This window comes from Variovorax sp. ZS18.2.2 (genome assembly GCF_024701975.1).
Classification (GTDB): Bacteria; Pseudomonadota; Gammaproteobacteria; order Burkholderiales; family Burkholderiaceae_C; genus Variovorax.
The window spans coordinates 34,798-61,749 of record NZ_JANLNM010000015.1 but is presented as its reverse complement, the minus strand read 5'-3'; the positions used below and the strand labels follow the sequence as shown (position 1 = coordinate 61,749).

Sequence of the window (26,952 nt, the reverse complement as noted above, 5' to 3'; positions counted from 1 at the left end):
TGCGGTTCCGCTCAGAGTTGCACGGCGCGCACGACGATCAAGAAGTCCTCGCGCGTGTAGCCCGCCGTGCGACTGCCACCAGCGGCGATCGGCACGCCGTCCGCTAGGGTTCTGGTGCCGCCGGAAGACAAGCGGCGCGACAGGCCCGTGACCACCATCAGCTCGCCAGGGTTCAGGCGCACAGTCGTCTGATCGTCGGTACCGGAGGTCACGGGAACCTGCACGCGCTGGAAGGTTTGCCCGGTACCGGCCGTGACCTCGAACAGGCTCAGCAGCTCGGTCAACGAGATGCCGAACTTCAGCAAGATGGCGCCGTTGTCCAGGATGGCCGGCTGCACCATGAACTTGTCGCCGGTGACGATGGAAGAGGTCTTCAGACCAGGGGCCCCCGAGCCGACGGAGGACGCGGTAGCCGGCGTCGTCTCCGACAGGTAGCCATCGCTCTTGAGGTTGGTCTTGCGCGCCCACTGCCTGTTCAACGCGATCATCGAGACCGGGCGGTACTGTGCGGTGTCGCTCAGGTCATGGAGCATCTTGAGCATCGCCGAGCTGCCGCCGAAGCGCCGCTGCGAGTCGGAGCCCGCGGTGCCTTCGGCTGGTGCGAGGATCGTGTAGCTCATGTTGCCGCCCAGGTTCCCGCCCAGGGCGGTCGGCGACTTGATGCTGGCGCCCCAGGTTTTGGCCACGTTGTTCATGACCAGCGCCCAGTCCACGCCTCGCTCGTCCGAGTTCTTCGTGGTGACGCTGTAAATGTCGAACTGGATGTGCGCCTGGCGCATCATCGATGCGTCCTCGTGCTTGAGTACTTCGCGCACGCGTCCCATGACATCGCGAGTGGCTGTGACAGTGAAGCGGCCGGAGCCTTCGCTCAGGAAGACATCGCCGCCCGAGGGTTTGACCATGGCCTCGATCGACTTGCGCAACGATTCGAGGATGGCGATTTTTCCAGACTCGTTCACATCCATCGCGGTGTTCGCGCCACCGCTGTTGCCCTCGTTGCCGGTCTGGCCGGACGTGGTGCTGCCGATGGTCATCTTGAAGTCCTGGGAACCCACGAACGCCGAGAGCTCGAAGTTCTCGGTGATGTAGCGTTCGATGACCACGGCGCCATCGCGATAGGACCAGCTCAGATTCAGCCGCCCGGTCACATGGTCCAGAAAGGAGGCCAGCGAACCGTTCCACTGCATGTCGACGCTGTTCACGTCAGTGACGGGCTGCCGGAAATTCGGCTGGAACGGATTCGTGCCGGGCGCTGCAGCAAACCCTGGTAGACCCGGAGGCAGGGGCGTCAATGGCGAGGCGCCCGGAGCACCTGATGTGCCCAACGCGGCCGCCGGCGCTTTCCCACCGCCCGATGGCGGCAGTGCCAGAGGCAGGGGCAGTGGCGGGGGCAAGGCAAGTGGCGCACCCGGCAACGGCGCGATGCCCAGTTGCTGTATGCCTGGTGTGTCCGCGGCCGCGCCATTGCTATTCCCTGGCAGCTGCGCATAGACATCGGCCTTGACCCGCACCGGCACATTCGTCATTCGACTGAGCCGCTCGGCGATGACGGCGATGGAAACACGCCCGCCGTTCGCCCGGTCGTCGAAGTTCATCTTGAACGACTCGGAGAAGATCGGCGGCAGCACCTCGTCGCTTTGCACTGCCATCATCCGTGCGCCGATCCAGGCGCGCTTGGCGCGCCGCGCCACGGGCATGTTCTGCGCGTAGGCGGCCTTGGCGTCCGCGTAGCCCGTGGAGCCCACGGAACGTTCATCGAACACCATGGGCTCCTGGCGAGTCCCGCGATTGACGGCCGATGTCTGCTCGCGCACGACAGCGCCTTCCTTGAAGACCTGGCCCGACGATGCGCAGCCAGCCACAATGACCGGGATAGCGATCACGCCGACGCACGAAAGAGCGAAACGCCCGAGTCGAGACAGGGGGACGAACTGGCGGTTCTTGCTGTTCATTTGCATTCCTGGGTTTGTTCGCCCTTGCGCGTGATGCGGGCCAGCGGAGGGGTGTTGGGGTAGAAGCAGACTTCAAGCGGGTAGCTGCTCGTGGCAATGCCGGGAGAGGACAGTTGCGCTTCGATGGCTTCCTCGAAGGTCCCTGTCACGGTGTCGGGGGCCTCGACCATGACGTGCTTGGCGGCATCCCACCGAACCTTCCAGCCGGCTGAACCAGCCCAGCGCTGAAATGTGTTGGCCAGGTTGACGTCCTTGATTTCCACGGTCCAGCGCTGTGGACCGTCCGCCGTCGCTGGCGTGCCGGCCGCCTTGTTCTTAAGGCCGATCGCCATGGCCCTGGACGAGCTGCCGAGGACAACGTCCGGCTCGTCTTGTCGTGTGGGCGTCTTTGCCGGTGGCGCGGCGAAAGCGGTGGCGGCCGATATCAGCATGAACATGCCGACGGTGAGGGGCATGGCAAGCGTCTGTTTCATTGAATCTCCGTGCGTTTCGTGTAAGGAATGACCGATGCGCACGGCATCACTTGCCGGTCGCGGTGAGGTCGGCCAGGTCATAGACCCTCAACACTGTCCCGTTGTCCAGGAAGCGAAAACCGAATGGCGCTTCCAGCGCACCGAACTTGTCCGCCAACTGAACCAGGGCCTGCTTGAAGCTGCCCGAGTACGTGCCGCGAATCTCGGTGTCGATGGGCAGGTTTCGCGGGCTGACCCAGTGAAGCTGGATGCCGCCAAGAGACGCCCACCGCGAGACCACGTCGCGCAAGGTGGGCTCATCTGCGACGGTCCAGTTCGAAGGCGCAACCGTGCTGGTGGCAGGCTCGGTGTTTGAATCCGCAGCGGATCTGCCAGTCGATGGCGGCACCACGGGCGATGCGACGACCGCGGTAGCTGGCATCGCCGGCGCCTTGGCTGTTATCGCTTGCGCTGTCCCGGATGCTGTGGTGACAGTCGTTGCCGGCGAGAGCTTCGCCGGCAACGACCCGGGGACGATGGCTTCGGTCTGGAATTGGGGGGAGGGGGATCGCACAGGCTCGAGCGTCACCATGGCCTCACCCGCGTCGGAAGAGACTGGCTTGGCAGATATCGGCGTTGATGGCGGCAGCAGGTCGGCATAGGCCGCATCGACCGTGAACCAGAGGCGCCGCCGTACGGGATCAAGCTGCCACTTCCAGGTGCTTCCGAGCAGCACGTCCAGGATTGCTCTGACCCGGTAGGGTCCGATCTCGCGCTGCGACTCTGGCAGCGACAGATTCAGGAAGCTGCTTGCCTCGGGCGAGAGACCCGTGGGGTCGGCAAGGGTGTAGCCGGTGCGCAGCAGCGTGTGCTGCACGGCGTCTCCGATGGTGCGTATGGTGGCGCGCGGAAAGCTGATCTGCGCGACCACGGCGAGCGGATCGCTTGCATCGACGGCCGGCTCGGCGCTCTGCGTGGTGTAGCGGCCGATTCGCAATTCGGGCCTGGCGGCGGCGCCGTCGACAACGATGGGGTCGAACTGCGATTGAGCCCACAAAGGGCCGACCAGGCCCCACAGCAGCGCTCCCGCTGCAAGCAGGATGGGATGGCGATGGACCAGGTGCATTCGAACTCCCTCGGCAACAGAAACATGCCCGGTGCTCACGCCGGACCCCGGCAACGCGAAACTGCGTCGTCCGTGGCAGGCAGTGTTCGTTGGCCCGACGCCGCCCTCAATCGGAAACCGCTCGCGACGTGGCGAACGGTTTCCGGTTGCATGCGATGGAAATCTGGTGTAGGGGGATTGAAAGCGCTGCGAGCAGCTCAAATCGATGGCCCTACGTCACTGGCGTCTGCTACATTGGCAGCAGGCAGCCCAACGTTCCGCTGACTCTCCCTCCCTTCGGGCTGCCCTTGAAACCCGCTTCGGCGGGTTCTTTCTTATGGGCGCGCCGTAACATCCAGCCCGAGCCGCTCCGGGTACTGCGGGTCAGCGCAACAGCAGGCCGTGCACTCGCACCGGGGGATCCAACAAACGCTGCGCATGCGAACTCGGGGCTACTCATCCGCCTGGGGGCACTTGAACGCCATGCAACACATGATCCGTCTCGCCCGGCATTCCGATGTCGTGTACCTCTCGGGCAGCCTCATGGCCGCCTACAACGAATGGGAGGAGGCAACGCCCGAGCGCTGGCATCGGCTCAAGGTCATCCTGGACATCGCGCTGCGTACATACGGCGCGGGCTCACATTGGATTGAACGCCGAGATTCGATCGACGGTCCATCGGTGCGCATTGGCGGGCGAAGGTTGTGACCTTGGCTGCCCTGTGCCGCTGGCGGTGTGGGCACTCGATCAGGTCCCCTGGACTGTGCTCCACCGATTCAGCGCGGCCAAAGTATCCGGGTCGACATCGTTGATCACCACGGAGGTCGTGCGTGTCACCAGCATCCGAGCCCAAAGTTCGGCCATGGCGTTGGCATCGACGTGAAGCCGTCGTTCCATACCCGAGGGCGGGTGCGCACGCATGCAACGATCGAGGGCCTGTTGAACGGTTTGAAGGTTCAAGCTCAAGGCAGCACCATGGACTCTGATGTCGGAGAGGATGCCGACATCTGGCCGAATTGGAGCGTCAGCGGGCGGGTGCGACTGCATTGATCGTCGGCGCTTCTCGCGCAGCAGCACCAGCCGCCATTTGTGGGTGGATATCTTTTGCTTCTTGAATCAGCAGACGGACTTCCTCGGGCAATTGCTCGATGACGATATGAGGCACAGCTGCGAGCCGGGCAGTCACGCTCCATGCTTGCAGTTCCTGGTCGTCGAGAGGCGGGTCCATGCAAATACCTTGCGTTTAGTAGGGGCGACGCGAGGCCCACCTACGTGAGCGACATCGCGATCAATACAGCGATGGCGATCACGCCAAGGCCCTTGCTGGCGATCAGCAGTTCGGCCTTGACGATCCTGCCGGCCGCGTACTCCTGCCACAAGCCCAGACTCATCCAGCCGATGATCAGCAGCGTGATCGCGAAGGTCAGGCCCTGGATGGCGAAGCGCAGTGTTTCCATCTTGACGCCCGAGCCGCGCAGAAAGCCGTTGCGAAGCGCCTCGGAAATCGGCACGCAGGCGCCAGATGCGTCGCGAATGCAGGTCGCGCTGATCTCCACGGGTTGTGAGCCGCCGCCGGTGGAACCGGTCCCTCCCGTGCTGCCGCCGCTGCCGGTGCCGGATCCCGTCGATGCGCCCGTGCCGTTGATGCGGTCCGCCATGGAACAGATCGTGGTGCCGTTGCTGTCGGCGAAGGCAGCGCAGCGCCCGGCGTTGAGCATGCGCTGGCAATTGCCGATGCCGAGCTGGACGCAGGCCAGCACGAGATGGTCATCGACCGGGCGACCGTCGAAACTCGACATGCCGGCAAGAGTGCGAGGCGCCTTCGCCTGAAGCGCCTGGACGGTCAGCTCGGACCACGCGTTCACCTGGTCCTGGAGGCTTGCGCGCCGATACTGCTCGGGCGTGAGATTCGTGAAGGCCGCGATGTTGGAGGTGTTCATCTGCAAGACGCCATAACAGCATGAGCCGTTGAAGGCTGCGGTATCGCCTCGGCTCTCGACATTGATCGCCAGGTTTGCGACTGCATTGGCGTTGTCGCGCAGCCATTGGTTGGCGAAGGGGGAGTTCTGAATAGCCGCAGCGATCTGTGCCGCGGTCACTATCGCAGCGATGGCTATGGCCGGCACCAGAACGAGCCATCCAAGCAGCCATTCGCTGCGAACAAGAAAACGATGGACCATGGCATCAGCCCGCAGTCAAACGAATGGATCGACTGCACTCGCCGACCTCTTTGCCGTACTGAATCGTTCGAAGGAAAACGGTCGCCGTCTTCCTGTCGAATGCGTACTCGATGTGATTTTTTTGCCGCGGGTTGTCCGGATCGTCGACGAACAGCATGCAGTACCCAGGGAAGTCCTGAGTAGAGGTCCTGCCGTTAGCGGAGAACTTGCTGACGCGAAGCGGACACTTGGCATAGAGCTGATTGGCGCTGGCACCATTGGGGGCCAACTCGCAGTCGTAGCGGGCACTTTGATAGATGCTCAAGACATACCTGTCGCTATCCTGCTCGACAGCGCCGATCAGCACAAAGCTCGGAAAGCGCTGCCCCTTGGCGGGGTCCCGATACCCCGCCTGCGCGAGCTCCTTCCGCCAGATGTTCGACAGCACCTGCCGATCCGCCTCGGTCCCGGTGGACTTGAAGTTTGTCGACTCGAAGACGACCAGCGCCATCGATCGCCAGCTCATCGTCGATGGCGCGCGAAGGGGTGCTGCCAGCGGCTGGGCGAGTTGCTGCGCGACAGAGGCATGCGTCACAACGACGCCCATGAGCGCAGAGATCAACCAGCGAAGAATGGTGCGAGCGTTGCTCATTGTTGCGTCCCTCATCGTCCGCCAGCCTCAAGCTCCTGCAGGAAATTCTCCGGCGGCGTGGCGCCCACCAGGCGCTTGCCGCTGGCCAGCACCACCGTGGGCGTATTCTGGATGCGGTAGTTCATGCCGATCTTCAGGATGTCGGCGATGCCGCGCGTGTCGCACGCTTCGCTTCCCGCGGGCCTCGCACCGTTCATGATGCTCTTCCAGGTCGAGGCCCGGTCCGAGGAGCACCACGCGACGCGCGCGAGTTGCTCCGACTGCGGTGAGATCACCGGGTAGATGAAACGGTACACCGTCACGTCTTCGATCTGGTCCACGAACTTCGTGAAGACGCGGCAAATCGGGCAGTTCGGGTCCTCGAACAACGCCATCTTGCGTGAGCCGTTGCCGTGGACCTCCTTGATCGCCAACTCAAGCGGCAGTGACTTGAAATCGATGGCCTGCAGCTTGTCGAGCACCGGCTGGGTCAGGTCGGCTTGGGTCTTCGTGTCGATGAGAACTCCACCTACGAAGCTATATCGCCCGCTCGTGTCTACATAGAAGACCTCGCCGCCCGAGGCGATCTGGTAGACGCCGGCGATCGGTGTGGCCGCCACGGCGTCCACCGGTACTTTGCCCTGCGTGTTGGCTTGCACGGCCGCGCGGATCTTGTTGAGCGTGGATGCTGCAACGGCAGGCACGTCGCCGGCATGGGCGCTGGTGCTGATGGTGCAGAGAGACATCGACAGTGCCAGTACCTGGACTACGGTTGCTGCCGTGCTGCGCAACGAGCGAAGAGAGAACATGGGCAGGTCCTTGAAGGATGAAGATCAGAAATCGAAAGCCCGCACACCACGCGCGATGCGGCATCGCTCGACCTGGTTGCGGATCAGTTGGGAGACCTGGTCCGGCCCGGCTACAGCCTGGATCAACAACTGGGGCGAGGTACTGTCCGTGGTTTGCAGAATCACCTGGCCGCGGCCAAAGAGACTTTGGGCCAGCGTGCTGTCCACCGAAATGTCCTTGACGCGGTACAGCTCCAGCGTCTCGATGCGCTTGACCAAAATGCCCGAGCGCTCGATCAGGCGCTGGTCCGTCAGCTCGTAGCGGTGAAAGGAAGTGCGCAGACACCTGTAGGCAGCGTAGATGACCGGCAGGACCAGCCAGCACAGAAGCACGGCCAGGATGAACGCTGTGGCATTGGAAACCTGGCCTTCGCTGGATGACCACAGCAGGGTGGTCTCCGCAGCATCGCCCGGGCTTGTGGTTCGCGCGCCATCCGCGTCCAGTAAAGCCGCCGCCGGTGATCGGTGTGGATCCCGCACGATGCTTGCATCCCTTGTGCTTACTTCCTGGGGCAGGCGTAAACGTTCGCCACCACACTGGAGCTGATCGCGCCCGAACTGTAGGGGTGGGTGGCGTTCAGCGCGTTCTGGATCTGCGCGACATTGCCGCCCATAGCGGCGGCCTTGTTGCGAAGGTCGTTGCGCGCGCCCTGCAGAAGGTTGTTGTTGCTGGTGAAATCGCCGCTGAAGGCGTTGCCCTGACTGCCGATGGCTTCGCCCAGAAGCCTGCAGCCGGGCGGCTTTTGCGTGACGAGCTCGACGCTCGCGCCTTGGGGCGTGACCGCAGTGGAGGCGCAGCCGGACAGACCGAGGACGGCAAGCACCGGAAGCGCCAGAGCAAGTCGTCCGACGAAATGGCGCTCGAAACTGCGTACGGGGGAGCGTGCGAGGTTGCGTGAGTTCATTCACCGCACTTTATGCAGCCGGATCGGCGACGTCTCGCCAAAACCGTCGAAAACTCGCGCCGGGTTTTCGCTTGCGGAGTGATGACTTGTCTGGTAGGGGAGGAAGGATGGGCGCATCGGGCCGGACTTTTGATAGCATCGCCGGGCAAGCGATGCCGTCGGTCAAAGCCACGGGCAAAGGTCCCCGCCGGTTGAGTCCTCAGCTTGAAAATGGAGAGCCTTCATAGGCCCAAACGATGCACAAGCCTTTCCATTCAGAAGAGCACGCTGGCTGGACATTGCGGTACTTCGTCCATTCAGGTCACGAGCCTTCGCCGGGAGAACCTGGAGTCCCCGGCGCGATGGTCGAGATCATGCGGGACGACACGATCCACGCCATGCACGCAGAGCCTAGCCGCGTGGCATCTCTGTCCGAGACCCTGGACTTGATCGACAAGCTGCGAAGCCACTGCTTCGCCTGGATCAAGGCGCGCGGCCCGATTTGCTGAAGGCCCGGCCGCCGGGATCCGACTACCCGGGGCATGTTTCAAATCTAGTTCAACGTGCCGGATCGACCTTCGTGACGGTTCCATCCACGTGATGCAGGCTGTTGCCCACGCGACTCGGATACTTGAAGGCATCCATGGAGCCGGCTCGCACTGTGCTGGGCCGCATTTCAGCGCCGTCATAGTGCTTGGTCGGCGGTGCGCTCGGGCCTTGTGCCCGGGCCGAGAGCATTCCATCGGACGGCTCTATCTCGAGGGCCTGAAGCGCCTCCTTGCCCTTGGGGGTGATCGAGTACAGCAGGACTGGCATGCCCCCGCCCTGTACGCCGCCGTGTTCGCGGACATAGCCCTTGTTGCGCAGCACCTGTAGCGGCTCATGCACGGTCATCCCGGTGGTCGATGCGATCGCGCCGAGCGGCGACAAGTTGGTGTGCGCCACGGCTCGGAGCACCCTGACAAGATCCCTGTCCAGCGTACGTGAAGTCATTTTTGTATTCATCCCTTATCCCTTGAGTTCCCGTGCCGATCCCGATCCACGTGGAAGCAAAATATTCTAGAGGTAGGTTCCGTCCGTCATGACTGGGCAGTCAGGACAGGGAATTACTGCGGTTCGAACGGCGCCATGCATTCGGCGCAAAGAATCTTCAGGCCGGGCTTGCCCCAGACCTGGAAGCCGCACGCACAAGCGTATTTCGCGCGGTTGGACTTGTTGGCGGCCGCGGCCGTATCGCCGGCGCCCACAGCACCAATGACGCCGCCGACCGAACCCATGCCGGCAACGCCGGCGGCCCCACCTTGCATCATGATGGCCATCGCCGCGCTGGCCGCCAAGGGCGTTGCGCCGCCGCCAAACGTCGCCGCGAGGGTCGTCGCATGGCTGGCCAGGCCGAAGCGCACATGCTCGGCGGCCGGGTACCGGTCGTACCAGCTGAGGGTGAAGGCCCGGGTGACCAGGTCCGCGCAGGCCTTGAGGAACCGTCCTCCCTCGATCGCATAGTCGGCCATGTGGTCGCCCGTGCGCTTGCCGCCGGGCTGGCCGGTGGAGGAGGGCATCAGCCCGACGCCTTCCATCCTGGCCGCCCACTGCTCGTTGTGATAGCGGCCTCGCCCGGGTGTGCCGAAATGGTGTTGCCACAGATGGCACATCTCGTGCACCAGCGTCTGCATCGTCTCCACGATCGGCACCACCGCGAAGTAGGCCGGGTTCATGGCGATCTCGTCGGTCATCTCGCCGCGCGTGTTGACAAAGCGCTTGGCGGAAAAGTAGCCGCAGGTTCTCTTTTCGCGCTGCAGCGTGATGAGACAGCTGGGAAGCTTGCCGTCAAAGAGCGATTCGTTGAAGAAATCGTAGGCCAGCTGCAATTCCCCGTAGGTCTGCTGGGTGGGGAACGAGGAAGGCGATACCACCGACGCCGAGATGATGCCGGCGGCCACGGGAGAGTCTGCGTTTGACATAGGCATCATGCTGGGCTATGTTTGTATTGCGCAATACGTTATCGAGTTCCATCAACTGTCGCATTGAGGCGACCCGCCCACAGTCAAGGTATGGATCATTTCTTGACGACACCGCGGCCGTGCGGCACAGTCATTTTCAACTTGCGCCACAGGCGGCAGGGCTCGGCCGCATCGACGATGCGTGACTGGGTCGCATGGGGAGCACTCCGGGGTTACTTCCATCCATCAACTCCGAAGGAAACACACCATGATCGATCTCCATTACCTCGCTCGCCTGGTCAAGCACGGCTCCAGGCTCGGCCTGCGCGTCACCGGCATCCTCGCGGGGGTTGCGGGAGAGGCGCTGTGGGAGGTAATCAAGAATCCACCGCTGTATACGACCGATACCCCACCAGCAAGTGGACCAATCGGCTCGTACGCAGGTGCACTTGACGCATATTATGAGAATGCAATTGATGCGGGAGAGTTGGCCTATTACAGAGATATGTTCGACGAGAGTTGAACAAGTTTGCAGGTAAGTTATTTTCTTCGCCCGACGCCCTTGGTAACGGCTTGCCCGGTTGCTTTCGTTGCTTCAGATGATGCCTCTTTCGCGGGCCTCGCGAGTTCATTCAGTGATTGCCCAACCCTGATCCCAATCCAGGCCATCATCCCCGACCACAGCAATGGCAGGAAGACGAACATCGCCATCAGCAACGTGTTGAGCAACATGCGCTTGTAACCCGGCGGGATTGCGCCGTTCGTCATCTGTGTGATCTCCTGGATGAACATGTTCCCCTGCATGCCGGGGTAGAGCGCTGCGATCAGGTGCGCATCCACCCAGTTGGCGATCATCCACATCACGGCCCAGAACTTCACCGTGAAGATGCCGATGGCGCCGTAGAACATGATCTTCAGGTCGAAGCCGCTCAGGAACGTGATCAGAGGCAGGAACATGTACAGGCCCATGAGGATGAGGGCCTGCATCATCGGCAGGCCTTGCATCAGCGGCATCATCTCCACCGACGCCATGACGGCCTTGATGCTCAGCCCCACGGTGCTGGCCGCTCCAGTGAATGTGCGCCCGATCTTCGTGAGCGTGTCGTAGTCGTTGCCCATGATCCGATCCGTATCCACCATGTGCGGATTGGCCTTGGTCTGAGCCAGCTTGGCGAAAGTATCCAGGCGCTGGTCGTCGCTGGTCCAGGAAAAGGCGTCCGCGGCGGCCGAGGTGAGTTTTCTCCATGTCGCCGAATGGTCCACCATGCGGCTGCGCAATCCATTCGAGGATTCCCACCACTGGTTGCAGGTGGGTCGCCCCCACTGCGGCAGTGTGAAACTCGCCTCGGGAGATCCCGCCGGCGCTGTGCGCTCGAAATCCTTATCGCGCGATGCATCGATCGCAAACCCGGCCACCGGGTTGTACGAGCGCATGGTGTCATAAAAGCCCGGCTCTTTCCTGAAGAGCTGACTGCCCATCCAGTCCACGTCCGTGGGCCCGTAGTCCTTGTTCGTGTCAGCAACGATGGCGCGGCCGCTGCCCGAGAGTTCGTCCGGGCCCAGCTGCAGGTATCGGCTGCGCGCAGGGATGAAGCACTCGCTGTAGAAGCGCTGGATGTCCGCGAGGAGTCTCGGATCCTCGATCGTCGCGGTGCGCGCCATGTCCTCCACCATGCGGATATCGCGCCCGGCACTGCGCAGGCCGTCGCGCGCCGCGTTGTTGATCCCCGAAGAAATCGCCATCGCCGTGAACCACCACGCCGGCACGTAGTAGAGCGAGCCCGTCGGGCTCATGCTGCCGTTGGTCGCATCCGCCATTGCGCGGTCGAAGCCAGAATTCGTGCCGCCGTCCCGCGAGCCCGTCTGCGGCGATCCATCGCTCGATGAGGCCGGCGGCGTGTAGCTCAGGTTGATGCTCATGAGCGAGGTCGCCGGCGTCGTCGCGAAACACACCGACAGCACGAACATCGCGATGATGAGCTTGGTCTGAACAGACTCGATCACGCCCATCACCCCGCCGCTGGCGCCGACACCGTTCTCCTTGGCGTCCTTGAAGCCATTGAAGACGATCAGTGCAAAGGGCAGCACGATGATCCCGGTGCCGGTGATGATCTCGCCCAGGATGTTGGCGAAGGCCCACCCGTACATCGTCGTGAAGATTTCGAGATAGCTGTCCAATTGCATGGCGATGTCCTTCGACGTTAGAACCCAGGCCGGTACGGCATCGATGCGGCGGACCGCGAAGCCCAATGCGCAAGGTAGGCGCGGGCGACCTGAGGGCTGTTCCACAGCACGAGCACGTTCTCGCTGTTGCCGAACTCGGCCGCGTTCGAGAAATTGAAGCTGCCGGTCTCCACGTGGGCCGCGTCGACCACGATGTACTTGTCGTGGTGAATCGGGTACCTGGCCACGGTTGCCGTGGCCACGCCGGCCAGGCTCAGGGCATTGAGGGCCGCCGTGGCCTTGCCGCTCGCGTCCTGCACCAGGTTGCTCTTGTGGTCCACAAGCACGGCCACGTCGACGCCGCGTTTCTTTGCAGCGATCAGAGCGCGTGTGACCGCTGGCGAGGTGAATGCGTAGGCGGCCAGGCGGATCGAGGAGCGGGCTGAGTCGATCAGGCGCACCACCAGCGCCTGGGCGCCTTCCCTCGGCGAGAAGGCGACTTCTGCGCTCGAGCCAACGGCGAGCGGGGCAGTTTCAGCATGGACGGATGAAGCTGCGCACATCACCGCCAAGGCAACGAGAGAAGCGGACAGCCGGTTGGATGTGGCGCTGCGAAACTTCATGACATCAAAGCCCGCCAGATCGTGGTCGGTCCGATCGGCACCATCACGAGGTAGACCACAAGGAACAGGACCACCTTGGCACGCAGACCCAGCACTTGTCGGATTTCGTGTTCACGAACCCAGCCGCGTGCGCGCCCCCAGCGCACGATGGCCGGCCACTTCCAGCCGATCACTGCAATGACCACGCCTTGCAGCGCCACGCCGACCCACTTGAAGGTATGCACCGCCGTCTGGATCGCCAGCACATCGTCCAGCGGGATCTCTAGCAGCAGCGAAAGCAGCGCCCCCATGACAAGCAGCAGGAGGGCCGCCATCGCAAGCCAGCCCATCCAACGTCGCCAGTGGCGGCGGCGCAAGTCCGGTGGTTGCTCACCCCCTTCGTCACCGCCGCTTTTGCCGCGGCCGTTGCGATCTTCGTTCACTGCGTCTTGACCCGGCCGTCGACCAGCGGTGCGGTCTCGCCCTGCGCGCCATCGGGCACACGCGTGGCGCGGCTGTCGTTGGCGAAGCTGTTGCCCATGATCGCCAGAGCCGTGTCCGCCGTCATTTCCTTGCGGATACGAAACTCGAACATCATGTCGTTGATGTACTGCGTCAGGCGGTCGATCTGCACCTGCACCTCCTTGGTCTGTTCGCCCGCCTTGGTCACCTCGGGCAGGCTCAGGCCTGTGATGAGCACATTTCGCGCGATCAACGCCTTGTCGATCACGCGCTGCATGCTCAGCTCCTGAGATAGCCGGTTGACCGCGATCGAGCGGCTGTCCGCCGGCAGCTTGCGCAGCGCATCCACCAGCTGCGGGCTCACCGACATGCCTGGCGCCGAAACGTCGGACAGGCGCCGGTAATCGCCACCAGGCGCATCCGCCATTTCCCGCAGCGCCGGCGTCACGCGGTCCAGCTCGCGCTCATACTTCGGCCCCAGGCCCGTGGCGGTGCTGGTCGTGGTCGGCTGCGGGCAGGTGCTCTGCGAGCACAGGAAGATTGACCGATCACCCAGCACCTCGGTCGCCCAGGTCGCGAGTTCATCGGGCGAAGCAAAGGCGCGCACCAGGCGGGTCGACTTCTCCGAGCTGCCCGAGAAGTTCGCGCTCGACGAGGAGGACGTCGGGCGATTGAGCGTCGCGTTGTAGCCGGCCACCGACAGATCGCGGATTGGCTGGATCGGCCGCCCTGAGACCCCGCCGGCCTTCTGCCCGAATACCCAGGCCACGCCTTCGTTTTGGGCTTTTTCGTCGCGGTTGATTTTCTTCTTGGCGTCGACCACGTCACCACTTGCGCTTGCCTCCGCCTTCCAGGCCTCGCCCTTGGCGACCTTGACCCAATCCTCATACGGATCCTGGCCGCTCTTGATCATCGCTTCCATGTCCTCGCAGGACTTCAGCGACGCGGCAACCAGGATGTCGGCCTTCTGCGAGAAGTTCTGGAAGAGCTGATACAGGCCCGGCTGCGCGCGCTGCAGTACGTAAAGCGGAAGCGATGAGATCCCCGCCTTCACCGCGTTGGAGACGGTCGTGCCCAGGTTCTTGAAGCCGTCCATCACGTTGGACCAGGACAGACCGATGTCGAACTTGCCGCACGAGTAGTTCAGCCGCGTGCTGAAGCCCAGGCGCATCGCATTCTGGCCGCGGTTGTTCGCCCCCGCGCTGGGCGAGCCGCCGCCCAGGCGGTAGTACAAGGTGGAGTTGGAGACCGGCTGCGCAATCGCTGCCGGCGCCATGCACAGTGCCAGGACCGTGGCCGCCGCAGCGACACAGACACCATGGCGAATCCGCAAGGCGCCAGAGAGCCGGTGGGAGAGGGTATTCATGAGTGAGGGATCTCCAGAAGAAGAATCGCAAGGCGGATGCAGCGGGGGGTGATGGAACGCGATTCAAGGAACGGCGAACAAGAAAATAGGCGTCTTGCGCTCGCAGCACTCGTACTTGTTCCACAGGTTCCAGATGTAGCCCTCGGCGCCGGAGGTCTTGTAGTCGCCGTAGGAGCCCAGGCTGATGGAGTCGTTCTGGCCGAAGGTGATGCAGGCCGGAGATGGCACGGGATGTACCGCTTGCCAGCGCGGCTCGACGCCGCGCTTGAAGTAGACGTAGTTGCTCTCGCCCTTGGCCGAGAGCTTCTTGTAGATGTGCGGCTGCGCCGCCTGGCGAATGATGCTGCTCACACGCGCGGTCAGGACCGCGGAAGATTTGACTGGGTGCGACTGCACCAGTTCGCCGGTGCGCGGGTAAGTGCCGCCCCAGGTGTTGATCAGGCTGTTCCCGACCTCGCCCACGCCCGGTATCCAGCTGCCCGGGTAGAGCAGCTCGAGCGGGATCTTGCCGCGCCAGAAGTTGGCGTCGATGTCCGAGTTGTAGTGGATGGAGAGCATCCCCGCGCCGCCTGGGCATATGTAGGCGCTGGTGCCGGCGTTGCCGTTGCTGTTCTCCCGGCTGCTCGCACCGGACTGTTCCAGCCCCTTGTAGATCGAGTCGAGCATCTGCTGGTAGCTGGACGACTGGCCGGTGGTGGGTTGGCCGCTGCTGCCGGTGCCAGCAGAACCACCCGATGCACCGGTATCCGTACCCCCGCTCGGCGTGAGTCCAGCAAACGGATTGCTCAGCCCCAGGTTGCCCATGCTGCTGAGCATCCCACCGAACTCACCCGGCATGCTGCCCAGGCTCCCGAGCAGCTGGCCGGGATTCATCGCCTGATTGCGTGCGCCTTCCAGAATGTTGTTGCCCAGGTCCACCGGCACGGTGGCCCATTGCTGCATGATCTTGGGCAGCTCCGAACTCGGGAAACTCATCAGCTCCTGGAAGTCCGGGAATTCGAAGCTCGAGCTGGTGCCGCCCAGGATCGCGCCGACCGGGTTGCCGATCGCATCGGCCGATTTGAAGGTGACGACCTCCTTGGACTCGCGTGCGGTGCTGGCCGACGAGTCCAGAAGCGACCCCATCATGGAGGAGCCGGCCTGCGTCAAGGCCATGGCCACTGGCTTGCCGATGTCAGCCCAGGGATGCTGGGCAGGATCGTTGTAGGTGCTGATGACCACATCGGGCATGTAATGTGCCACGCGGATCGAGGTCTCCGTCTCGCAGTAGAAGACGTAGCATTTGAGAAAGAAGCACACGCCTGTGACCTGGTAGGCCAGGCAGCTGGGCAGGCCCTGCACCGTCGCCGCGATGATGGCTGCCGTGTTGCCGGTGACTTGTTCCTGGGCTCGCGCAGTCGGCACGAGCACGGCCTGCGTGGAGAACACGATCAGCGCGCTGGCCAGAGCCTGGTGGAAGATTCCAAGGCCGCGACGTGGGCAAAGAGTGGATTGCATTGCAGTGCTCATTTGCGCAAAGCCCGCGTGGCCTGATATCGCTGCAGAGCAGCGTCGACGTCGGTCATCCCATAGACCACCGCTCGGCCGTTCACAACGATCGCCGGCAGCCGGTCGATCTTGTAGTGGTTGGCCCTGCTGATCGCATTGGCCGCTGCGATCGCAGCCGGACGAATCTGGCGCTTGATGCGATCCTGGTTGGCTGCGAACCAGGCGCGCGCTGGCCCCTCGCCGCCGCGCGGGATCTGCTGATTGATTGCCATCTTGACCTGCTCCATCGTGTCCATGCGGTGGATGAGCAGGCGGTAGTTGTCCGAGCGAGTGGGCGTGATCAGCATCGCCGAGTTGGCGAAGACTTCCACGGTGGTGACGCCGTTGTAGACCGAGGAGTAGGTCTGTGCATGGACGCCGAGACTGGCAACAACGCAAGCCGTTCCCAGGGAGGCGATCAGGAGACGAAACAAGGTCCGGCGGACAGCGCGTTCTTTGGGAATACGTCGGCCGCGGGGGGACGGATGTTCCTGGTCAGCCCTCGAAATCTTCGTGCTAGGCGGCAACATGAGGCACCTCGTTCCATTCGCGGCCGTCCAGGAGCCGGCCAGCCGCCTTCTTGCCGATGCGGATCATCAGGTCGGGGTTGCGGTCCGGCTCAGCCAGGCCGGGGGAGTTGCTCTTCGGGAAGAACGCGCCCCATTGCTTGAACAAGTACGGCACGCCGGCCGCCTCGCACTGGTCGCGCAGGCTTCGGGCCCAGGCGGGATGCATGGGCCGAGCATCGAACCCACTCTCGCCACCAGCGATGACCCACTTGATGCCCGCGCCCGCCGCAGTGGTGATGTGGGAACACCAGCCGTCCAGGTCTTGCCGGTCTTCATCGCGCGCTGGGCGCTGCAGGCGCAAATCAACCGGGCCGAGCAGCGGCTCCATACTGAGGAACCGCATGCGTGCTGGCACGGCCAGCAGTTTCGGGATGTCGCGGTCGGCTTCGACCTGATTCACAACGGTGGCGCCGAGCCACACGTGCGCCGGCCACCCGTCCAACGCCAGCCAGTCGTGCGGCACCATGCCCAGCGCATTGCCGATGCGCTTGGTCAGCAGCAACCAGTCAAGGTTCGGTGTCGCCTCGATCAGGCGGATGAGGTCAACGCGCCATGCGGGTGCCACGGCGTTGTCGAATACATCCGCCAAGCTGGCGCAGAAGACGCGTTGACGGCGACCGTGCTGGGCAAAGAAGGCTGCGTGCTGGGCGTTCCACCGCAGCGGCAACTTCCAGTTCGCCTCGCTTGTGCGAATGCGCGGCGCGCCCGTGCCCCAGGTCTCCTTGCCTTTGCTGCGCAGCACCCGTGCTGGCGTGCTCACCTCGGCATAGCAGTGGTCGCAGCCACCGCCGCCCGTGGCAGCGTTGGAGACCTTCGTGCACCCGATCCATGGGTTGAAGGTGTGGTCGGTCCACTCGATCTTGCTGTTGGCGCTCATGCAGTTTTGCCTTGACTTGAGCCCGCGAGTCAGGTGGTGGAGGACTCGGGGTCTCTGGAGACCTCGAGTTCCCTGGCCACCATGTACGCGGCCTCCAGTTCCGTGCAGCCATGCCGGTCCATGAGGCGGCGCCGATGGGCTTTCTCGTGACCCTCGGTCATTGCCAGGGCGATGGGCAGCGCCGGGGGCACGTTCCTGAAAAGGAACTGTCCGCTGGCATTGATGATCACGCCCTCGGTGTACTTTCCAGGCTCCTTGCGCGCCGACTCCATCATGAGACGCTGCTCGGCGCTGAGCGATCGAAAGCGCGAGACATCTTCGATCTCGGACTTGTCCATCGTCAGCAGCATCCAGTACTCGCACATGGAGAGAACTCGATCCATCGAGTTCGGGAAGTCCTTCAGGTTCTGCGTGGCCAGCCAGAACCAGATATTGAGCTTGCGCCACATCTTGGTGCCCTTGGCGATCTTCGGACCCAGCAGATCGTTGGTCGTGATCAAGTGGCCTTCGTCCGTCAGGAAGACGAGCGGGCGATCTTCGCTTTGCGCGCGCTCGCCGCGCGACTGCACCGAATCGATGAGGCTGCTGTAGGCCACCGCCAGCGCATCGTTGTAGCCGTCCTGGGTGAGCGTTCCCATCTCGACCAGCGTCACGTCCACGTCCGGCCAGTCCGAGCCGGGCCGGTTGAAGAGCTTGCCGCGCAGGCCCTGGGTGAAGGACATCATCGACTGGCCCATCTCCTCGGCGCGGCTCTGACGGGCGAGCGACAGCGTCGGGTCCTTGTGCATGGACATCAACTCGATGGCCACGTCATGCGTCAGCGGATGTGCCTTGCCCTGGCTCTTGGCATTCACCGCCGCGCGGATGATCGCGCGCGTGATGAGGTAGCGATCGGCGCGGGAGAGGCGCGAGACTTCGCGCGCTTCGCTGCCCGTGATCATCATGATGGCCGCGATCAGCATCTCGCCGAGCAGATCGCGCTTCTCGGAGCCCTCGTCATCGTCGCCATCCTGGCCTGCATCACCTTTGGCGGGGTGAGCGCCATCGAGCGCGGCTTCGTCGTCTCCATCCTGCAGCAGAGTGGTGGCCTTGCGCAGCACCTGCTCCATGCGTTCCTCGTCGGGCAAGCCGACATTGCTGCGAGCCTGTTTTTCCGCGGCGTGGTAGGACTCCATGACGTCGGGGTCCTGCAACAGCCGCAGGGCGTGCACGAAAGGCGGCAGTGAGACCTGCGCGTCGGTGGTCAAGGTCACGCTGTGCGTGCTCAATCCGAGGCTCTTGAAGTAGTCCAGCAGCAGCGCAAAGGAGCGCCCCGCGTCGGCGATCACCAGGCGTGGGCGATGCACGGCCATGGTGAGCATGGCCTGATAGTTCAGCGTGGCCGACTTGCCCGAGCCGGTGGGTCCGAGCACCAGCATGTGCGCGTTCTTCTTGCGGTCCAGCCGATTGAGCGGGTCCATCCAGATCGGCTCACCGCCGCGGTTCCAGAACCACATGCCCGGATGCGGCGTGCCGCGCGCGCGGCCGTAGACTGGCAGCAGTGCCGCGATCTGCGAGGCAAAGGTCAGGCGAGCACGACGCAAGTTGCGGTTGTCGAACGCTGGATCGAAATTGAACGGCAGTCCGCGTACGAACGCATCCAGCGGCACCAGGTCCTGGCGCGGCGCCACGAAGCGCAGGCCCGTCGGGATCAGCAGCGCGTTGGCCTGCGAAATCGCCGCGTCGACCTCGCCGACGTTGTTGCCCGTGATGTACAGCGTCATCATCATCGGGTACAGCTTGTCGCCATCGATCATGCGCGCGAGCACCATCTCGCACTCCTTGTGCGTCTCGTAGGCCATCGCCGTCTTGGCACGCGAGGCATCCCGGATGCGCTCGATGTGCCGCTCCAGCTTGTATTGCGGCTCCACCGTCAGGCTGATCGAGAGCATGCTGCCCGCGGGCAGGCGATCGAAACGCGCGAAGCTCTCGTTGCCCGAGCGCAGTTCGGCCGAGAAATGCCCGATCGAAGGTTGGATGCGCAGGCCCTGCAGGGTCAGCGCCTTCACCGGCATGCCGTCGAACTCGAAGAGCCCGGCTTCCAGGTCGCTGCGCGGCTCGGAGAGATTGAGCATGCCGGCCAGGTCCCAGTCCATCATCGGCGCCGAGGTCCCTCCGACGCCTTCCCTGTCACCGGGTGGGACCGTATCCCCCGGGTAGGGCGCCGTGCGCAGCAACTCGGCCGCATCCTTTGCCCACGGCACTTTGCGATTGAAGAAAGGCAGCAGCCATTCGTAGAGGTCCCGACCGCCGCAGCGGCGCGCGGTGACGCCGGCCTCCAACAATGTCGCCTCCAGCGTGATCGCCATCGCCTCCATCTGGGCCATGCCGGGCGTGGGGTCGTCCGAGACTTTGCCAAAGCGCTTGTAGATGCAGCAGCGCACGCGGCGCTGCTGGCCGCGCCAGGTCTGCCCCGTGACCTGCGTGTCCGTGAACAGGCCCTCGGGGCGCGACACCAGCGCCAGGTGCTTCCTGAATTCTTCCAGGACCGCCGTGGTGTAGGGTGATTCGAGGATGGCCTTGGCGCGCTCGGGGTCGCGCCTGTGCTGCTCGGCGATGTAGTCGCGCAGGTACTGGTTCAGGCCGTCGATGTTGCGGTCATCGTTCAGGAAGAACTGAACGATCCACGGCGAGCCGTCGTTCTCGGGAATCGCCTGCAGGGCCTCCTGCACCTTGCTGGCGCGCTCGATCAGGTAGCTCATCGACTGGGCTTCGGTGGCTACGGCGCCCAGCTCGAACATGGCGCCCAGCGTGGCACCGTCCTTCAGGACGAATATTTTCTCGTCGGCCTGGTAGCTCAGGTAGGGCAACAAGTCCGTGAACGACGGCGGGCGCATGGCCATCTTGCGGCGATTCGCCACGGTCTGGGGACCGGGAGCTTCATGGGCATGCGTATTGCTTTTACTGGACGACGTTCGAGCGGCGCGCGTTGCGGCCGCGCCGCTTTTTTCTGCCCCCGTCTTGCCCGTGCCAAAACCGAGCGTGTGCAGCCCAACCCCCTTCAATCCCAGCGTTTCGAGCAGCGACATCAAGGCTTGCCCTCGTCGCCGGTCTTGCCGAAAATGGCCCGCCCGTCCAGCAGATCTTCGGGCACCTCGCCCGGCAGCGCGTACTGCACCTGCTCGTACATCGGGAACACGGTCACGTAGCCTGGCACCGGGTACTGGCCCTTGGCCAGATGCGGATAGACCACCATCACCAAGTCTGGATTGGGCACGCGCGCGAAGCGCTGGCGCATCGGCTCCAGGGCCGACCAGTAGCGGGACGTGTCGCCATCGCCCTGCGCGACCCCTCGAGCGGAGGTCTGGCGGCGCAGCAGTTGCTGCGGCGTCTCGGTGCGTTCGGACGCCTTCGTGCTCACGGTCTTGCCGCGGTACACATCGGTCACGGTCGGGCTGCCGCGCGTGACCTCGTTCAGAGGAGATTCGCGCGGCCCCGTGACCGAGCAGCCTGCCAAGCAGGTGGCAATGAGAAGTGCTGCGAGCAGCGCGCGCGGCGACGTGCGCGCATGAGTCAGTGTTTTACTCAAGACCATATCGACCTCCTCGGGCGAGTTGTTCTGCGGACTGATGGCGATAGACCAGCTTGCGTGCGTTGCTCATCTTGTCGATGCGGATTTCCTGATCCAGATGCACGACGATGCGCTGGCCAGCAGGAGTGACCACCGCATCGAAGCTGTTCTTCAGGCGCTGCAGCAGCCACTGGGTCAATTCGTCGGTAGCACCCGAGGCGGCCTGGCCCAAGGCGTATTTGCCCGCGCTTCCGGTGACGGAGGAATTGATGGCGCCGCTGGTGGTGGCGGTGGTCGTGCGTTGCGCGTCGGCAAAGGCGGCCGCCGCCACGCCCAGGGACTTGGCGCCCACGATGTCGGTAAGGTAGGAAGCGGCGTTGGTGACGAACTTGCCCGGGATGCAGGGGTTGCCGTGCTCGTCGGAAATGAAACCCAGGTCGTCGGCGCCCGAAGACCCGGCCGCCCGGTTCGCCTGCAGCGCACCACGTCGCGCGGAGACCGTGCGCACGCTGCCGTCGTTGAAGACGAAGGTCATGCTGCGCACCTTGCCTTCGGAGCACGAGAGCGCCATGTCGCCGATCGCCACGCCGGTCACGATCATGCCGGCCAGGTCGTCCGGCAATTCCCAGCCATTGGCCGCGAGGTTGTCGCGTCCGACGATGGCCTTGAACTGCATCGGGTCGGTCACGCGCCCATCGATGGGCACGCGCCCGATGATGCTGGACATCGCGGTCACGCCGGCAAGCGTGCCGTTTTCCGGGATGGTGAAGTACGGGACGTCTTTGGGCTCAACGCGCGCACTGGCGGCGGCCTCGGCCGCACGGCTGGCCGGGCCACCGCCGCCGCCCCAATCACCGCCGTCGGTTCCTGCAGTGGTCCGCACGAAGCGCGTCACCGGTACGCCCCGCCTGTCCGAACCACTGGCCGGCAGAGTCTGCGCGGCGTAACCCATGGGCGGCACCAGCTTGTAGCTCACGTTGCCCGTGACGGGCCCGGCGCTCGTCGTTGTATCGGTTGGGCTGGACCTCGAGCGAGATGCGGCGTCGCTGGCTCGCGACTCGCTGGCCGTACGACCTGTTCCGCCCAATGGGGGCAGGTTGCTGATCAACTCTCCCGCGGTGCTGGTCGCGTTGTCGAAAGCCCGACCGAACACGTCAACCGGTCCCCCCTGTTCGGCGGTCGAACCGGCTGTCTTCGCCGATCCACCTGCGCCGGTGGCGGAATCGGTGGAAGTCGCGGCGCCAGGTTCGTCGCGCCGACGTGGGCCATAGCGACGATCCCTGTCCATCTCGTCCCGCAGCTTCTGGTTTTCCGCAAGGACCTTCTGAACGTCGTCGCGCAGCGTGGTGTTCGAGGCCACCACCGACTTGAGAGTCTCGCTCGGCGTGTCCTGGTCGGCACCCTTGGTGCCCGGCAACGCGGCGGGAACCTGCTTGAGCAGCTCGCCGGCCTTCTCGCGGGACGACCCTCCGCACTGTTTGACCAGTACCGTGCCGGCGATCGCAAGTACCACGACTGCCAGGATCGGGATGAGTCTGTTGCTTGAAACTGCCATGGAGTGTTCCTTGAAAAGCAATCTGATGATGTGGCGTCAGGCCGGCCGGAGAAGCTGGGGTGCGAAGGCCAGCGGCAGCGGGCAGCGGTCATCGCCAGCAAGATGCCGCACGAGCTGAGGCATCAGATAGAAGGCATCGGTGGCGTCGTGCAGCAAGCACGGTGAGAGCATCGACTGAGCGTCGATCGGCATCTGGCTGTTCCCGGATACCCCCGAGTCCCTCGGTATCCGAAAACGCGAGGTCCATGCGCCTCGTTCACCCTGGATTTCCAGCACCACGGCCAGGTCCCCAATCCCATCTTCGATTTCATTCGCGGCAGCCGCTGTGCTGGGCTCGCTCTGCGCGGGAACTGTCCACCAGCGCGCGGAAACCAAGGCACCCACCTGAGCGCGAATGTCCACGCCCATCGCAAGCACGAGCGCGACGGCTTTCGTACAGCTGTAGCTGACATCGCCGGAACTGCCAACCTCGAAGAGTGTGTCCGGGTTCGATTTCGATTCGGATCCCGGACCAACCGCTCGGTCACGGGCCACTGGCATGGCCAGGTCCCCTGCGCGTGAATGCACCGCCGCACCCAGGCGCAATGCGTGAGCAGTTCCACTTTCCGGCATCGACGCCACCGCGACCAACAGCGCGTGCACCAGGTGGCAGGCATCCGACAGGTCCACCACCTCGAACTGAACATCGACTCGCGGGTCCAGATCAATCAATGTGCGCCCGCACAGGCGCAGCGTGATCCCCACGGAATCCTTCTCGCCCCATATGTCCAGCGCGAGGTACTGCTCGCGCGCGTGCCGGTACATCCACCAGCGCGCCGACTCGATCGGGCCGAGAATCTCGCGCAGCCCTCGGCCAAGTTTCGTGAGGTTGTGCAGATCCGACTCGTCGCGCCAACGCGCACGACCGTCGCTCGACACATCGAACATCCGATCGCGGGTGCTGATGATTTGCCTGGGGCAGAGCTTCATGGCTTGCATATCGCCTCCTGGTCAGAGGCAAGCTTCGAAGGTTCTATCGCACACCAGATAGACCGCAGTGGTGTCCGTCTCGGACCCCTTGGGGCCAATGCGCCCGTGCTGAGCGGTCGCGGCCAGCCAGCGGCCGCGCATGCTCTCCAGTGGCAGCTCCAGGGCGCGCGTGGACAAGTTCGTCACGCGAACCGCCGTCACGTACAGACTGCCGGACTTCCACTGCCCCAACGGTGCGGCCGCGACATCCACGCCGCGCAAGAGTCCGTTCACCGGCTGGTTGTTCACCGCCACCTGATGCACGTTCGGTGCGGCCCAGGCCAGGCGGCGCGGGGCATAGAGCATGCGAGCGGCATGGCGCGTGAGCTGCACCATGTCGGCCGCGGGCGGCTCGCCGGATGCACGACCACCTTCGTCAGACGCCGCAGCCGACACAGCGGGGGCCGAGCCAGAACCAGAGCCCACACCACTCGCGTCGACCACCGACACCTCCAGTTCGCCCGCTGCCGTGCTGGCCGCATTCGCCGAAAGATCCAGCGGGATCTGCTGGCCCGAGTCGATCAGCTCGGCAACGATGCGCAGGGGCGTGAACGGTACGAGCGCCCGGGCATAGATGGTTCGGTCGATGACCTCCAGCCGGGCCACCGACTCCATGTCTACCGGCACATGCAGCGCTGCCGGCGCCGGCAGTGTGATCAGCCGCTCGCGTCCGACCTGCAGCGTGACGCGAATCGGCTCACGCACGAACACCGCGCGTTCGGCGGCACCCGCTGGCGCGGCGCTGTTGACGCGGCGAACCGAACCCACTCGCTGGCCTTGCGCCGCCCGCGCCGCCGAGCGTGCGGGTGTATTGGCGAAGACCTCGCCGTCGCTTCCGCCAGCTCCGACGCCTGTTCGCACCCCAGGCCCGGCGGCCGCGACCGGCATGGAGCCCAGATCGACCTTGACCGGCGCGGCCGCCGCAGGCTGCATGCCGTTTCCAGTCGGGGCCATCGAGCCACTTGGCGCGGCAGTGTCGGAGATCAGATCCGGCGGCATGTTCGACAGGCTGAGCTCGCGCACCTCCTGCGCATGCGCTGTACCGATGGCCCCGCAAATGCCGATCGCGATCCCGAAGAGAATCGCGATGGCGGCAATGGCAGCAGCGTGTCCGAGTTCCACGACCGCATCGATGAGGATGCTCGTGACGCACTTTGCGCGGTTGGCCCCAGCACGCAGCGTGCTTCGAACCGGTGGCAGGGCAAGGGGGAGAGTTTTCATGATCGCGCTCATCGGGTGGCTTGAGGTTTGGGGGACGCAGCGGATGCGCGCTCCAGCGGCACCGCCTCGGGCAGCGCCGACGGATTGACGTTGCTCGGCAGCGCTGGCACCGTCGGACGTTTCGTGCGGCTCTCGCGAAGATCGCTCTCGTTCAATCGCGCGGGCTGATTGCTGCCAAAGCAATCCAATGCCAGGCGCCAGGGGTTGCGCTCTCGGTCCACGTCGTAGCGCACCACGCGTACCGGGTAGCGGATGAACACGTCCTTGACCGGCTGGCCGCGAAAGGTCTCGGTGACCTGCATGTCCAGCAGCGCTGTCCATGCGAAGGAGCCTTCATCCACCACCCGGTTCGATGCGAACGAGAAACCCGGGATCTCCGAGACTTGGCGCGTGCGCAGCTGGAGCTCGCCGGCGCGCTGGCGCGCCTCCATGTCGGCCGTGAGCTGCGCCTGGCAACGCGGTGTCAGGTAGGCCTGAAAATTAAAAATCTGCTGGCCGTAGTCCTTGGAGCCATCTGTCTGCCAACGATTGATCTGCTGCCAGATGTAGTAAGCGAAGCCGTAGACGTTCGTTGGCGGCACCGGTGCCTCGCCGCCCTTCACGCGCACCGTATCGCCGGCCTTCACATCGGGCGCCAGGTGAAGATCGATGTTCTTGGGAACGGTCGATGCGAACCAGATGCCCACGGCGCCAAGGGCGGCAACCACAAAGATCACGCGACGCATCGTGGCCGCATGGGCGCGCTCAGTGGCGAGCGCATCGAGGTACTGGAGTCCGCTCATGAAGATGAAGGATGGGCTGAAGTGAAGGCCGGTTGTGGCGTGAGCAGGGCTGGCCTCGGGGCAGTCCCCGACGCCAATGCGGGCGCCGCAGTGACCGCCAGGTCGTCTGCGTTTGGCTCCAACGCACTCGCCAGCGAGAAGTCCAGCGAACGCCCGATCTCCCACCATCCGTCATGACGGATGAACTTCGGGCGGACCAGGCTGCGCTCGGCCAGCCACAGATGAATGGACTGGGTGTAGTAGGCGTCCGGCCGGCCGCGTTTGACACGCTGCAGGAAGGTGGAGGCATACCAGAGGGTGACGCCAGGGCCGAAGATGCTCAGCAACATCAGCACCTGCCAGAGACCCGTGACCGCGAAGACCAAGCCGCCGATGACGACGAACACCGCGAGCGATGCGACAGCGATCACTTGCGCTTCGGTCAACGTCATGCCGTTCAAGATCGACGGCTCCGCATTGACCCGGTCCGTCACCGGCGCTCGCGCCCGGGCGGCATCCATGCCGCCCGGGCTGCCCGAGGCGCTGGCCTGCGAAGCGATCTTCTCGCTCATCAGGCCAACGTCTGCGTGGCGTAGCCGATCATCACGACCAGGAAGACCGTGAGGATCGCGCCCATGATGAAGTACTCCTTCAGGTCGCCGATCTCAGCTCGCCCCGCGGCGTACTGCTTCCATTTCTGCAGCGCGCCTGAGACCACGTAGATGAAGCCCAGTGCCCCCAGGATAAGGCCCAGGATCGTCACGCCCATCTTGAACCAGGCGCCCATTTGGGCGAGCCAGTTGTTGTCGTCGACGGCGATGCCGCCGATGCCGTCCGAGGGCGCCTTGATCTTGGGCAACTCTGCGAATGCAGGGTGTGACATCAGTGCTACTGCCGGTACCAGCATCAGCGTGCGTGCGCGATCGCTTGCTCGGCGCGCGAGATCCCGCAGGCGCTGAATGCGACCAGGGCCGGTCGCCATGGAATGGGTGTGGGAACGATCAAGATGTTTCATGGGACTCCTAAGGGTTGCAAGGACGCGGGAAAAAATGAAAACCTGACGTGGGTCAGCTAGAACTGGAAGAGGAACGCCAACAGGAAGCACACGACCACGGTGGCCTTCACGCCACTCCAGAGCGCCTGTGCGGAGGTCAGACGCTCCTCGCTGAACTCGGCGATGATTTGCACCATCACCCAGCCGAACACGACCAGGATCGCCCCTGTGGATACGGTCAACAGCACGACCTTCAGCACGTTCGGGTCGATGCCGGATCCACGCAGGAAACCGGCGGACATGTCTTGGTTCATGGGCCTGGGCTC

General features: G+C 64.1%; 31 protein-coding genes. 3 read left to right on the top strand and 28 right to left on the bottom strand.

Features of this window, described 5'->3' with window-relative positions:
- Positions 1–11: 11 nt before the first annotated feature.
- From NU688_RS32985 to NU688_RS32975, 3 genes are read right to left on the bottom strand one after another with little or no spacing between them, the layout of a single operon-like run.
- On the bottom strand, positions 12–1,952 hold the full coding sequence (locus NU688_RS32985; protein WP_257865171.1) for a hypothetical protein: 1,941 nt from the start codon (positions 1,950–1,952) through the stop codon (positions 12–14).
- Entirely contained in the window at positions 1,949–2,425 is a 477-nt protein-coding gene (locus NU688_RS32980; protein ID WP_257865170.1) for a toxin co-regulated pilus biosynthesis Q family protein, read from the bottom strand. Before NU688_RS32980 ends, NU688_RS32985 begins: the two co-directional genes overlap by 4 nt.
- 46 nt (positions 2,426–2,471) lie before the next feature.
- Positions 2,472–3,530, bottom strand: a complete 1,059-nt coding sequence (locus tag NU688_RS32975; protein WP_257865169.1) for a TcpQ domain-containing protein — start codon at positions 3,528–3,530, stop codon at positions 2,472–2,474.
- A 471-nt stretch (positions 3,531–4,001) separates the two neighbouring features.
- Here NU688_RS32975 and NU688_RS32970 point away from each other — a divergent pair, with 471 nt between their 5' ends.
- Entirely contained in the window at positions 4,002–4,217 is a 216-nt protein-coding gene (locus NU688_RS32970; RefSeq protein WP_257865168.1) for a hypothetical protein, read from the top strand.
- 39 nt (positions 4,218–4,256) lie between these two features.
- Here the strand turns inward: NU688_RS32970 and NU688_RS34135 are convergent, their stop codons facing one another.
- The 7 genes from NU688_RS34135 to NU688_RS32940 form a co-directional block, all read right to left on the bottom strand.
- A complete protein-coding gene (locus NU688_RS34135; protein WP_374684722.1) occupies positions 4,257–4,430 on the bottom strand; it encodes a DUF3717 domain-containing protein in 174 nt (57 codons plus the stop codon).
- Between the two features lie 103 nt (positions 4,431–4,533).
- Complete coding sequence (locus tag NU688_RS32965) at positions 4,534–4,737, bottom strand: hypothetical protein (protein WP_257865167.1); 204 nt, start codon at positions 4,735–4,737, stop codon at positions 4,534–4,536.
- Positions 4,738–4,777: 40 nt separating this feature from the next.
- Positions 4,778–5,689 (bottom strand): DUF3262 family protein, encoded by a 912-nt coding sequence (locus NU688_RS32960; RefSeq protein WP_257865166.1) that lies wholly within the window; start codon positions 5,687–5,689, stop codon positions 4,778–4,780.
- 4 nt (positions 5,690–5,693) lie between these two features.
- Positions 5,694–6,320: a hypothetical protein gene (locus NU688_RS32955; RefSeq protein WP_257865165.1), complete on the bottom strand. Its 627-nt coding sequence runs from the start codon at positions 6,318–6,320 to the stop codon at positions 5,694–5,696.
- A gap of 11 nt (positions 6,321–6,331) precedes the next feature.
- A complete protein-coding gene (locus NU688_RS32950; protein WP_257865164.1) occupies positions 6,332–7,108 on the bottom strand; it encodes a DsbC family protein in 777 nt (258 codons plus the stop codon).
- A gap of 24 nt (positions 7,109–7,132) precedes the next feature.
- Positions 7,133–7,627 carry a PH domain-containing protein gene (locus NU688_RS32945; RefSeq protein WP_257865163.1) on the bottom strand — a complete coding sequence of 165 codons (495 nt, stop codon included), beginning with the start codon at positions 7,625–7,627 and terminating at the stop codon, positions 7,133–7,135.
- Positions 7,628–7,647: 20 nt separating this feature from the next.
- Positions 7,648–8,052, bottom strand: a complete 405-nt coding sequence (locus tag NU688_RS32940; protein ID WP_257865161.1) for a DUF4156 domain-containing protein — start codon at positions 8,050–8,052, stop codon at positions 7,648–7,650.
- A gap of 341 nt (positions 8,053–8,393) precedes the next feature.
- On the opposite strand from NU688_RS32940, the gene NU688_RS32935 reads away from it, so the two are divergent.
- Entirely contained in the window at positions 8,394–8,540 is a 147-nt protein-coding gene (locus NU688_RS32935; protein WP_257865160.1) for a hypothetical protein, read from the top strand.
- Positions 8,541–8,589: 49 nt separating this feature from the next.
- Here the strand turns inward: NU688_RS32935 and NU688_RS32930 are convergent, their stop codons facing one another.
- Together NU688_RS32930 and NU688_RS32925 are read right to left on the bottom strand one after the other, a co-directional pair.
- Positions 8,590–9,024: a hypothetical protein gene (locus tag NU688_RS32930; protein ID WP_257865159.1), complete on the bottom strand. Its 435-nt coding sequence runs from the start codon at positions 9,022–9,024 to the stop codon at positions 8,590–8,592.
- 113 nt (positions 9,025–9,137) lie between these two features.
- Positions 9,138–9,971 (bottom strand): SprT-like domain-containing protein, encoded by an 834-nt coding sequence (locus NU688_RS32925; protein WP_257865158.1) that lies wholly within the window; start codon positions 9,969–9,971, stop codon positions 9,138–9,140.
- A 268-nt stretch (positions 9,972–10,239) separates the two neighbouring features.
- Here NU688_RS32925 and NU688_RS32920 point away from each other — a divergent pair, with 268 nt between their 5' ends.
- Complete coding sequence (locus NU688_RS32920) at positions 10,240–10,494, top strand: hypothetical protein (RefSeq protein WP_257865156.1); 255 nt, start codon at positions 10,240–10,242, stop codon at positions 10,492–10,494.
- Positions 10,495–10,511: 17 nt separating this feature from the next.
- Here NU688_RS32920 and NU688_RS32915 read toward each other — a convergent pair whose 3' ends face one another.
- The 16 genes from NU688_RS32915 to NU688_RS32840 all read right to left on the bottom strand — a co-directional run bounded on the left by NU688_RS32915 (position 10,512) and on the right by NU688_RS32840 (position 26,940).
- Positions 10,512–12,221 carry a conjugal transfer protein TraG N-terminal domain-containing protein gene (locus NU688_RS32915; RefSeq protein ID WP_257865155.1) on the bottom strand — a complete coding sequence of 570 codons (1,710 nt, stop codon included), beginning with the start codon at positions 12,219–12,221 and terminating at the stop codon, positions 10,512–10,514.
- Complete coding sequence (locus NU688_RS32910; protein ID WP_308340354.1) at positions 12,173–12,595, bottom strand: phospholipase D family protein; 423 nt, start codon at positions 12,593–12,595, stop codon at positions 12,173–12,175. The genes NU688_RS32915 and NU688_RS32910 overlap by 49 nt, the downstream gene beginning before the upstream one ends.
- Before the next feature lie 158 nt (positions 12,596–12,753).
- Positions 12,754–13,179 carry a hypothetical protein gene (locus tag NU688_RS32905; RefSeq protein WP_257865153.1) on the bottom strand — a complete coding sequence of 142 codons (426 nt, stop codon included), beginning with the start codon at positions 13,177–13,179 and terminating at the stop codon, positions 12,754–12,756.
- Complete coding sequence (locus NU688_RS32900; RefSeq protein ID WP_257865152.1) at positions 13,176–14,564, bottom strand: integrating conjugative element protein; 1,389 nt, start codon at positions 14,562–14,564, stop codon at positions 13,176–13,178. Before NU688_RS32900 ends, NU688_RS32905 begins: the two co-directional genes overlap by 4 nt.
- Before the next feature lie 63 nt (positions 14,565–14,627).
- Positions 14,628–16,061 (bottom strand): TraU family protein, encoded by a 1,434-nt coding sequence (locus NU688_RS32895; RefSeq protein WP_257865150.1) that lies wholly within the window; start codon positions 16,059–16,061, stop codon positions 14,628–14,630.
- A gap of 8 nt (positions 16,062–16,069) precedes the next feature.
- Positions 16,070–16,525, bottom strand: coding sequence for a TIGR03757 family integrating conjugative element protein (locus NU688_RS32890; protein ID WP_257865149.1), 456 nt, complete (start codon positions 16,523–16,525; stop codon positions 16,070–16,072).
- Positions 16,526–16,607: 82 nt separating this feature from the next.
- Positions 16,608–17,537 carry a phage Gp37/Gp68 family protein gene (locus tag NU688_RS32885; protein ID WP_257865148.1) on the bottom strand — a complete coding sequence of 310 codons (930 nt, stop codon included), beginning with the start codon at positions 17,535–17,537 and terminating at the stop codon, positions 16,608–16,610.
- Positions 17,538–17,566: 29 nt separating this feature from the next.
- Complete coding sequence (locus tag NU688_RS32880; RefSeq protein WP_374684721.1) at positions 17,567–20,419, bottom strand: conjugative transfer ATPase; 2,853 nt, start codon at positions 20,417–20,419, stop codon at positions 17,567–17,569.
- Positions 20,420–20,604: 185 nt separating this feature from the next.
- Positions 20,605–21,105: a TIGR03751 family conjugal transfer lipoprotein gene (locus NU688_RS32875; protein WP_257865145.1), complete on the bottom strand. Its 501-nt coding sequence runs from the start codon at positions 21,103–21,105 to the stop codon at positions 20,605–20,607.
- A complete protein-coding gene (locus NU688_RS32870; protein WP_257865144.1) occupies positions 21,098–22,642 on the bottom strand; it encodes a TIGR03752 family integrating conjugative element protein in 1,545 nt (514 codons plus the stop codon). Before NU688_RS32870 ends, NU688_RS32875 begins: the two co-directional genes overlap by 8 nt.
- A gap of 36 nt (positions 22,643–22,678) precedes the next feature.
- Complete coding sequence (locus NU688_RS32865; RefSeq protein ID WP_257865143.1) at positions 22,679–23,620, bottom strand: hypothetical protein; 942 nt, start codon at positions 23,618–23,620, stop codon at positions 22,679–22,681.
- Between the two features lie 12 nt (positions 23,621–23,632).
- Complete coding sequence (locus tag NU688_RS32860) at positions 23,633–24,883, bottom strand: TIGR03749 family integrating conjugative element protein (RefSeq protein WP_257865142.1); 1,251 nt, start codon at positions 24,881–24,883, stop codon at positions 23,633–23,635.
- On the bottom strand, positions 24,880–25,653 hold the full coding sequence (locus NU688_RS32855) for a PFL_4703 family integrating conjugative element protein (protein ID WP_257865141.1): 774 nt from the start codon (positions 25,651–25,653) through the stop codon (positions 24,880–24,882). Before NU688_RS32855 ends, NU688_RS32860 begins: the two co-directional genes overlap by 4 nt.
- On the bottom strand, positions 25,650–26,204 hold the full coding sequence (locus tag NU688_RS32850; RefSeq protein WP_257865140.1) for a TIGR03750 family conjugal transfer protein: 555 nt from the start codon (positions 26,202–26,204) through the stop codon (positions 25,650–25,652). Before NU688_RS32850 ends, NU688_RS32855 begins: the two co-directional genes overlap by 4 nt.
- Positions 26,204–26,515, bottom strand: coding sequence for a DUF2976 domain-containing protein (locus NU688_RS32845; protein ID WP_257865138.1), 312 nt, complete (start codon positions 26,513–26,515; stop codon positions 26,204–26,206). Before NU688_RS32845 ends, NU688_RS32850 begins: the two co-directional genes overlap by 1 nt.
- 188 nt (positions 26,516–26,703) lie before the next feature.
- The gene (locus NU688_RS32840) at positions 26,704–26,940 is read right to left on the bottom strand and encodes a DUF3262 family protein (RefSeq protein ID WP_257865137.1); all 237 of its coding nucleotides are present in this window, start codon (positions 26,938–26,940) and stop codon (positions 26,704–26,706) included.
- Positions 26,941–26,952 lie beyond the last annotated feature (12 nt).

What these genes read in the sequence shown, in the direction of transcription:
- NU688_RS32850 (WP_257865140.1), bottom strand. Translation starts at nt 26,204, where the DNA reads ATGAGCGAGAAGATCGCTTCGCAGGCCAGCGCCTCGGGCAGCCCGGGC.
- NU688_RS32985 (WP_257865171.1), bottom strand. Translation starts at nt 1,952, where the DNA reads ATGAACAGCAAGAACCGCCAGTTCGTCCCCCTGTCTCGACTCGGGCGT.
- NU688_RS32965 (WP_257865167.1), bottom strand. Translation starts at nt 4,737, where the DNA reads ATGGACCCGCCTCTCGACGACCAGGAACTGCAAGCATGGAGCGTGACT.
- NU688_RS32970 (WP_257865168.1), top strand. Translation starts at nt 4,002, where the DNA reads ATGATCCGTCTCGCCCGGCATTCCGATGTCGTGTACCTCTCGGGCAGC.
- NU688_RS32900 (WP_257865152.1), bottom strand. Translation starts at nt 14,564, where the DNA reads ATGAATACCCTCTCCCACCGGCTCTCTGGCGCCTTGCGGATTCGCCAT.
- NU688_RS32860 (WP_257865142.1), bottom strand. Translation starts at nt 24,883, where the DNA reads ATGAGCGCGATCATGAAAACTCTCCCCCTTGCCCTGCCACCGGTTCGA.
- NU688_RS32940 (WP_257865161.1), bottom strand. Translation starts at nt 8,052, where the DNA reads ATGAACTCACGCAACCTCGCACGCTCCCCCGTACGCAGTTTCGAGCGC.
- NU688_RS32865 (WP_257865143.1), bottom strand. Translation starts at nt 23,620, where the DNA reads ATGCAAGCCATGAAGCTCTGCCCCAGGCAAATCATCAGCACCCGCGAT.
- NU688_RS32870 (WP_257865144.1), bottom strand. Translation starts at nt 22,642, where the DNA reads ATGGCAGTTTCAAGCAACAGACTCATCCCGATCCTGGCAGTCGTGGTA.
- NU688_RS34135 (WP_374684722.1), bottom strand. Translation starts at nt 4,430, where the DNA reads ATGCGTGCGCACCCGCCCTCGGGTATGGAACGACGGCTTCACGTCGAT.
- NU688_RS32880 (WP_374684721.1), bottom strand. Translation starts at nt 20,419, where the DNA reads ATGGCCATGCGCCCGCCGTCGTTCACGGACTTGTTGCCCTACCTGAGC.
- NU688_RS32950 (WP_257865164.1), bottom strand. Translation starts at nt 7,108, where the DNA reads ATGTTCTCTCTTCGCTCGTTGCGCAGCACGGCAGCAACCGTAGTCCAG.
- NU688_RS32855 (WP_257865141.1), bottom strand. Translation starts at nt 25,653, where the DNA reads ATGAGCGGACTCCAGTACCTCGATGCGCTCGCCACTGAGCGCGCCCAT.
- NU688_RS32930 (WP_257865159.1), bottom strand. Translation starts at nt 9,024, where the DNA reads ATGACTTCACGTACGCTGGACAGGGATCTTGTCAGGGTGCTCCGAGCC.
- NU688_RS32980 (WP_257865170.1), bottom strand. Translation starts at nt 2,425, where the DNA reads ATGAAACAGACGCTTGCCATGCCCCTCACCGTCGGCATGTTCATGCTG.
- NU688_RS32885 (WP_257865148.1), bottom strand. Translation starts at nt 17,537, where the DNA reads ATGAGCGCCAACAGCAAGATCGAGTGGACCGACCACACCTTCAACCCA.
- NU688_RS32920 (WP_257865156.1), top strand. Translation starts at nt 10,240, where the DNA reads ATGATCGATCTCCATTACCTCGCTCGCCTGGTCAAGCACGGCTCCAGG.
- NU688_RS32840 (WP_257865137.1), bottom strand. Translation starts at nt 26,940, where the DNA reads ATGAACCAAGACATGTCCGCCGGTTTCCTGCGTGGATCCGGCATCGAC.
- NU688_RS32895 (WP_257865150.1), bottom strand. Translation starts at nt 16,061, where the DNA reads ATGCAATCCACTCTTTGCCCACGTCGCGGCCTTGGAATCTTCCACCAG.
- NU688_RS32845 (WP_257865138.1), bottom strand. Translation starts at nt 26,515, where the DNA reads ATGTCACACCCTGCATTCGCAGAGTTGCCCAAGATCAAGGCGCCCTCG.
- NU688_RS32935 (WP_257865160.1), top strand. Translation starts at nt 8,394, where the DNA reads ATGGTCGAGATCATGCGGGACGACACGATCCACGCCATGCACGCAGAG.
- NU688_RS32955 (WP_257865165.1), bottom strand. Translation starts at nt 6,320, where the DNA reads ATGAGCAACGCTCGCACCATTCTTCGCTGGTTGATCTCTGCGCTCATG.
- NU688_RS32975 (WP_257865169.1), bottom strand. Translation starts at nt 3,530, where the DNA reads ATGCACCTGGTCCATCGCCATCCCATCCTGCTTGCAGCGGGAGCGCTG.
- NU688_RS32960 (WP_257865166.1), bottom strand. Translation starts at nt 5,689, where the DNA reads ATGGTCCATCGTTTTCTTGTTCGCAGCGAATGGCTGCTTGGATGGCTC.